We start from the raw sequence: 295 nt of genomic DNA, 5'->3' as shown, positions 1-295 counted from the left end.
TTTACGCAGAGCATGAGCCGCAAGGGAAATTGCTGGGACAACGCCGTCGTAGAGCGGGTTGTCGCCACCCTCACGGGAGAATGGCTGTACGCCAAGTACCCCACACGGTACGAGGCAGCGGCAGATATCGAACAGTTCGTGGACTGGTACAACCAGCGCCGGCTGCATAACGCCAACGGCCTGGTACCGCCTGCGCGCCACGAAGCGCAGGTGGCCTGAACGCCCCTTGAGAGTGTCCAGAAAAACTTGACCCCCACAGGTTTACGGCGTCCCCCGCAAACCCGCCCCCGCCGGC

1 protein-coding gene is annotated in these 295 nt (G+C 63.1%); it reads left to right on the top strand.

What is annotated here, in order from left to right:
- Positions 1-219 (top strand): integrase core domain-containing protein (locus ACQG3P_RS19205; RefSeq protein WP_426805928.1); only part of this gene is annotated, 219 nt, incomplete at its 5' end.
- Between the last annotated feature and the right edge of the window lie 76 nt (positions 220-295).

It is taken from the genome of Stenotrophomonas sp. SrG (assembly GCF_050031795.1).
Taxonomy (GTDB): domain Bacteria; phylum Pseudomonadota; class Gammaproteobacteria; order Xanthomonadales; family Xanthomonadaceae; genus Stenotrophomonas; species Stenotrophomonas rhizophila_A.
Note: the sequence above shows the minus strand (reverse complement) of the source record. Positions and strands in the feature narration are given on the sequence as shown.